General features: G+C 69.1%; 4 protein-coding genes and 1 pseudogene. 2 read left to right on the top strand and 3 right to left on the bottom strand.

The features are described from left to right. Nucleotides 1-97: 97 nt before the first annotated feature. From ACWEN3_RS40510 to ACWEN3_RS40500, 3 genes are all read right to left on the bottom strand, one after another. Nucleotides 98-1,213, bottom strand: a complete 1,116-nt coding sequence (locus ACWEN3_RS40510; protein ID WP_452981949.1) for an NDMA-dependent alcohol dehydrogenase — start codon at nucleotides 1,211-1,213, stop codon at nucleotides 98-100. Between the two features lie 144 nt (nucleotides 1,214-1,357). After that, nucleotides 1,358-1,699 (bottom strand): hypothetical protein, encoded by a 342-nt coding sequence (locus tag ACWEN3_RS40505; RefSeq protein WP_452981947.1) that lies wholly within the window; start codon nucleotides 1,697-1,699, stop codon nucleotides 1,358-1,360. An 80-nt stretch (nucleotides 1,700-1,779) separates the two neighbouring features. Next, nucleotides 1,780-3,267 (bottom strand): aldehyde dehydrogenase family protein, encoded by a 1,488-nt coding sequence (locus tag ACWEN3_RS40500; RefSeq protein WP_452981944.1) that lies wholly within the window; start codon nucleotides 3,265-3,267, stop codon nucleotides 1,780-1,782. 176 nt (nucleotides 3,268-3,443) lie between these two features. Here ACWEN3_RS40500 and ACWEN3_RS40495 point away from each other — a divergent pair, with 176 nt between their 5' ends. Together ACWEN3_RS40495 and ACWEN3_RS40490 are read left to right on the top strand one after the other, a co-directional pair. Then, nucleotides 3,444-3,983, top strand: a complete 540-nt coding sequence (locus ACWEN3_RS40495) for a MarR family winged helix-turn-helix transcriptional regulator (protein ID WP_452981941.1) — start codon at nucleotides 3,444-3,446, stop codon at nucleotides 3,981-3,983. After that, a pseudogene (locus ACWEN3_RS40490) lies at nucleotides 3,980-5,361 on the top strand (FUSC family protein); the annotation flags it as partial. The gene ACWEN3_RS40495 and the pseudogene ACWEN3_RS40490, both read left to right, overlap by 4 nt.

Genomic DNA, 5,361 nt, shown 5'->3' with positions numbered 1-5,361 from the left:
TCGGGTGGTCGGCGGGTGGCCCGGGGTGCGCGGGCCCGCCCCCCCCACCTCTCATGACGGTGGTGTACGACGGCTGTCGGCCGGACACGGACCTCGATCAGTCGAAGAGCACGACTCCGCGGAGGTTCTTGCCCGCGTGGAGATCGTGGTAGCCCTGCTGGATCTCGTCGAGCTTGTACGTCCGGGTGATCATGTCGTCGAGGTTGAGCTTGCCGGCCCGGTAGAGGTCGAGCAGGCGGTTGACGTCGTGGTTGCCGTTCGTGCCACCGAACAGCGAGCCCACGAGGTGCTTCTGGTTCAGCGTCAGGTTGGACAGCGGGATCGGCGCCTCGTCGGCGGAGTGCGGGGCCACCGAGGCCACCACGACGGTGCCGGCCTTGCGGATGGCGCGCAGTGCCGCGCCCACGATCGACGAGTCACGGACACCGATGGCGATGACCGCCGAGTCCGCGCCCTGGCCGTGGGTGAGCTCCTTGGCGAGCTCCGCGGCCTCCTCGACCGACCCGGCGGCGTGCGTCGCACCGAACAGCTCGGCCGTCTCCTGCTTGAACGGCACCGGGTCCACCGCGATGATGTTGGCCGCACCGGCGTGCAGGGCGCCCTGGAGGGCGGCCGCGCCGATGCCGCCGACACCGACCACCAGCACGGTCTCGCCCGGCTGTACTCGCGCCAGGTTGACGGCCGAGCCCCAGCCGGTGCTGACCGCGCACCCGACGAGGCAGGCCTTGTCCAGCGGGATGTCCTTGTCGATCTTCACGACCGAGTTCAGCGACACCGTGGTCGTCTCCACGAAGGTGGAGATGCCGCACATCTGCCCGACCGGGGCACCGTCCGTGGTGTGCAGCCGGAAGGAGCCGTCGGTCCAGCGCGGGCCGCGCAGGATGCCGTCCTTCAGGTCGCACAGGTTCTCCATCCCCGTGGCACACCAGCGGCAGTGGCCGCAGGACGGGATCGCGGTGAAGACGACGTGGTCGCCCTCCTCGATGCCCTTGCTGTTCGGGAAGGCCTTCGTGACGATGCCCGCGCCCTCGTGACCGAGCGCGAAGGGGTAGGTGCCGACCGGGACGTCGGACATGTGGTGGCTGTCGGAGTGGCACAGGCCCGAAGCCACGAGCTTCACCTGGACCTCGTCCTGACGGGGGTCGTCCAGCTCCAGGTCAATGACCTCCAGCTCACCGGGGGTCTGGCGAATCACTGCTCCACGCGTCTGCATCGAATGTTCTCCTTTTTCGAACGGATATCGCTGTACGTTGTGTGGCCCGTCCTCATCGCGGGGGCACCGGCGAGGAGGGGCCGGTCTGCGGGGCATCGGTCCCCTGCCGGCCGGAGGGTCGATGCGGCCCTCCGGCCTGTGGGCTTACGGCTGCGATTCGAGGCGCGGCGTCATCGCCTCGAAGATCAGGCCCAGCCGCTCCGGGCTCAGCGCCTCGCTGATCACCATGGCCGGCGTGTTGTACCGCGCGGACAGCGCGTCGATCGACTTCTGGAGGTCGTCGGTCTCGATCTCGTAGATCGCGAGGTAGCTCCACGGGTAGGGCGCCTCGTTGCGCTGGGCGCCGGCGAGCTTGAACCGCTGCGCGCTGACGAAGCCCGGCACGGCGAGCGCGTCGTGGACGTGGGTGTTCGTGTACCACTCGTTGTATTCGTCCTCCTTGCCCTCCACCGGGTTGGTCAGAACGACATAGCTGTACCTGGGCATTGCGCCTTCTTCTTGATCAGTGATGGACAGGTGATCCGTCTTCGTCTCGGCGGAACCGCCGAAGACGGACGACTGGGGGTTCAGCGGTCGAGCAGGGTGATGACGGACTTGGTCTCGAGGTATTCCTCAAGGCCTTCCAGGCCGTTCTCACGGCCCCAGCCGGACTGCTTGTAGCCGCCGACGGGCATCTGGACGCCGCCCGCGCGGTGGACGTTGATGCCGATGCGGCCGGTGCGCAGCTTGCGCGCGATGGTGTGGGCGGTGGCGATGTCCCGGGTCCAGACGCTGCCGGCCAGGCCGTAGTCGGTGTCGTTGGCCGCGGCCACCGCCTGGTCCACTTCGGTGAACGGGATCACGCCGAGGACCGGGCCGAAGATCTCCTCGCGGATCATGCGCATCGACGGGTCGGCATCGGCCACCACGGTGGGCTCGAAGAAGAAGCCCTTGTCGCCGATGCGGGAACCGCCGGTGACCACGCGGGCGCCTTCCGTGATGCCGCTCTCCACGTACTCGGTGACCGTGTCGAGCTGCCGCTGGGAGATGAGCGGGCCGAGGTCCATGCCCGGCTGGGATCCGTGGCCGACCTTGAGCGAGCGGGCGTATCCCGCGATGCCCTGGACGACGTCCTCGTAGATGTCCCGGTGGACGAAGAGGCGGGTTCCGGAGGTGCAGATCTGGCCGGAGTTCCAGAAGATGCCCATGGCGACCCCGGGGATCACCTGGTCGAGTTCCGCGTCCGGCAGCACGATCACCGGGGACTTGCCGCCCAGCTCCAGGGAGAGCTTCTTCAGGTTGCCGGCGGCCGCCTGCACGATCTTCTTGCCGACCGCGGTGGAGCCGGTGAAGCTCACCTTGTCCACGTCGTCGTGCGCGGCCAGCGCCGCACCGACCGGACCGTGCCCGGTCACGACGTTGACCACGCCCTCGGGGACGCCCGCCTCCAGCAGGAGGCGTACGAGTGCCAGCACGGAGAGCGAGGCTTCCTCCGACGGCTTGACCACGCAGGTGCAGCCTGCGGCGAGTGCCGGTGCCAGCTTCATGGAGATGCCGATGAGCGGGGCGTTCCACGACACGATCAGCCCGGCCACACCGACCGGCTCCTTCAGCGTGATGCCCTGCAGGCGGCGCGCGCCGGGGCCGATCTCCACGGCCTGGCCATGGATCTTGTCCGCCCAGCCCGCGTAGTACCGGAACAGGTTGACCGCCTCGCCGAGCATGGCCCGGGCCACCGACACCGGCATGCCCACGTCCAGACTCTCCAGCCGGGCCAGCTCGTCGGCATTGGCCTCCAGCAGGTCGGACACGCGCCACAGCACGACCGCCCGCTGCTGACTGGACAGCCCCGTCCAGCGCTCCTCCTCGAAGGCCTGCCGAGCCGCCCGGACCGCCGCGTCGACATCGAGGGCATCCCCCTCGGGGATACGCGTCACCACGTCCCCCGTGCCCGGGTCCACCACGGGGAACGTCGCACCTGACCGGGCCGGAACCCAGGAGTCGCCGATCAGCATGCGCTCCGGCTCGACGAGCGAGCCGAGTCCCGGCGTCCGAATGTCGGCTGTCACTGTCATCTCTCCTCTACTGCCAGCGCCAGATCCGCGCTGTTCTCGATTGCGAACCAGCCAGGCGCGACGCCCGGCCGTTCAGGCCTGCCCACGACCCCGGCCAGCCCGTCGAGAGGGGCGAAGCTGACCATCAGTGGCGATGAGCACGAGATACATAATAGCTCTATATAAATGAGTTATCTATGTGGCGCATCTCTCCGCACGCGAACCCGGTGACGCGCGACAGCGAAGCGGCAAAGTGTATAAGTAATGTATATAATGAACGCATGCACTTGCGGGCGCAGAACGAAGAACGGATCACGCGGGCCTCCAGAGACCTGCTGAGCGGCATCGGCAGGCTGACTCGCACCATGTACCGCCTCGGCGAGTTCGGGGTGCCGCACAGTCACGTCAACGTTCTGACCGCGCTGGAGTCGGGCCCGCACCGGGTGGGCGACCTGACCGCCCCCACCGGGCTCACCCAGCCGAGGGTCACCGTTCTCCTCAAAGAACTCGAGGAGCGCGGGCTGGTCGAACGGCGGCGCTGCACCGACGACCGCCGCGCGACCAACGCCTACCTCACGAACCAGGGTCAGGAGCTTCTGCGGCAGGGGCGCCGGCGCATCGCCGCGGCCCTGCTCGACGTACTGGGTCCGACCGTCGAAGACGCCGAGCGCGTCGTCGCGGCCGCCCGCGAAACCGTCCTGACCCTCCTCAACGCACTGGAATCCGAGGCTACTTGAGCACCTCTCCCCTGTCGTCGGCCACCGCCTCCGACCTCTCCGGGACTTCCTCCGCTTCAGCCACTCCCCCTGAGACACCTCAGGACACACTCGCTCCCGGCCGGGTCGGCGGGCCGCGCCGCTGGTGGGACTGGGTGCTCGCGGTCGACCCGGGGCTCGGCCAGATACAGGCGGGCTGGCGCACCCTGGTGTCGATGATCACCGCCCTGGCCGTGGGCTATGGAATGTCCCACGCCGTAGGTCTCCCGCCCGTACTGGGTATGACGGTCGGCGGCGTGCTGGGGCTGGTGGGATCCTTCCTGATCGCCGAGAACACCCCCGCGCGGCTGGCACGTGCCGTCCTGTGGATGCCGGCCCCGTTCTGCGCCGTGCTGCCCCTGAGCGCGTGGCTCCACCCGCACCGACTACTGAGCCTGTGCCTCCTCGTCGTGGCGCTGGTCCTCATGATGGTGCTGGCTCGGTTCGGTCCCCTCGGGCTGCTGACCGGCATCCTGGTGTTCGTCGCCCTCGTGGTGGGAGAGATGGCGGCCGTCCCGCTGTCCGAGTGCGGCCGTCTCTTCGTCATCGCCGTGGTGACGTCGGTGGCCTTGCTCGCCGCCCGCTTGCTGCTGTGTCACCCGATGCCGCGTGAGGACCTGCTGCGGACCCAGCGGGCCTTCGTCGTCGAGGCACGCAGGATCGCCGACGCCGCGGCCGCCGCCCTGGACCCGGACGCGGACCCGGCTGTCGCGATCAAGCGCATGCGGCGAGCCCTGCGCCGGCTCAACATCACGACCCTGATCATCGACGGGCGGCTCGCGCAGCCCGAGGTCGCCGCCGACCCGGAAGCGGCCGAACTGCTGCATCAGTACCTGTTCGACGCCGAACTGGCTCTTCAGGGCATCGGGGAGACCGTGCAGAAGATGTCACGCCACCAGGTGCCGTCGACGCTGCGCGAAACGCTGGTCGTCGGCCTGACCATCGCCCGCGACACCCACCTGGGCCGGGCCGATGCCCTGCGCCCGGCCGCCGAGCTGATCCGTGGTCACGCCGCGCACACACCGAGGGGTACGGACCAGGACGAAGAGGTGCGCGCACTGGCCCGGCGGGTCGGTGACCTGCTGGACTCGCTCGCCGACTCGCTCGCCTCGTGGCTCCGGCTCGGCTGGAACACGCCCACCACCCGCGCGAAGGTTCCCTTCCAGCCCAGCGTCGTGCTGGAGAACGGGCGCCTGCCCGAAGCCGGTCCGGCTGCCCGGCGTGTGGTGTCCGCGCAGAGCGGCCGGGGTCTGCGGCGGGCCGTCCCCGCGTTGGCGTTTACCTTCGGCACGTTTGCGGTCGTAGAACTTCCGCGAGTTGGGGTCGAACCGGATGCTGACGAGTGCCGAGGTGTAGAAGA

Source organism: Streptomyces sp. NPDC004561 (assembly GCF_053602155.1).
The sequence above is the reverse complement of the archived record's forward strand: the minus strand, read 5'-3'. Positions and strand labels throughout refer to the sequence as shown.

Bases quoted from the DNA above. Each gene is read 5' to 3' on its own strand.
- ACWEN3_RS40510 (WP_452981949.1), bottom strand. From the start codon at position 1,213: ATGCAGACGCGTGGAGCAGTGATTCGCCAGACCCCCGGTGAGCTGGAG.
- ACWEN3_RS40505 (WP_452981947.1), bottom strand. From the start codon at position 1,699: ATGCCCAGGTACAGCTATGTCGTTCTGACCAACCCGGTGGAGGGCAAG.
- ACWEN3_RS40500 (WP_452981944.1), bottom strand. From the start codon at position 3,267: ATGACAGTGACAGCCGACATTCGGACGCCGGGACTCGGCTCGCTCGTC.
- ACWEN3_RS40495 (WP_452981941.1), top strand. From the start codon at position 3,444: ATGTGGCGCATCTCTCCGCACGCGAACCCGGTGACGCGCGACAGCGAA.